Source organism: Nostoc sp. CCY 9925, from assembly GCF_963920935.1.
Classification (GTDB): domain Bacteria; phylum Cyanobacteriota; class Cyanobacteriia; order Cyanobacteriales; family Nostocaceae; genus Nostoc.
Map to the genome: position 1 here is coordinate 1 of NZ_CAWUDO010000300.1, position 686 is coordinate 686.

Annotated in this window: 1 protein-coding gene; it reads left to right on the top strand. The window is 48.7% G+C overall.

Annotated elements, in window-relative coordinates; all coding sequences use genetic code 11:
- On the top strand, positions 1-686 hold a 686-nt coding region (locus ACM0OY_RS40540), incomplete at both ends, for a HEAT repeat domain-containing protein (RefSeq protein ID WP_414574323.1).

Here is a 686-nt window from a genome sequence, read left to right on the forward strand (position 1 = left end):
AACACCGTATATCCCTGACATCCTTAACTTCCTCAAGGATGAAAAGGTTAACTCATCTGTTCGTGGCAGTGCGGTATTGGCATTGGGCAACCTGGGAGAGGCGGCAACACCGTATATCCCTGACATCCTTAACTTCCTCAAGGATGAAAAGGTTAACTCAGGTGTTCGTCGCGGTGCGGCATCAGCATTGGGGAAGCTGGGAGAGGCGGCTAGCAAGTATATCCCTGACATCCTTAACTTCCTCAAGGATGAAAAGGTTGACTCAGATGTTCGTAACAGTGCGGCATCAGCATTCGGCAAGCTGGGAGAGGTGGCTACCAAGTATAATATCCCTGATATTCTTAACTTCCTCAAGAATGAAAAGGTTAACCCAAATGTTCGTCACAGTGCGGCATCAGCATTGGGCAATTTGGGACAAGCAACAACCAAGTATATCCCTGACATCCTTAACTTCCTCAAGGATGAAAAGGTTAACTCATATGTTCGTCGCAGTGCGGCTGAGGCATTGGGCAACCTGGGAGAAGCGGCTACCAAGTATATCCCTGACATCGCCAACATCCTCAAGGATGAAAAGGTTGACTTAGATGTTCGTGGCAGTGCGGCATGGGCATTGGGCAACCTGGGAGAAGCGGCTACCAAGTATATCCCTGACATCGCCAACATCCTCAAGGATGAAAAGGTTGACT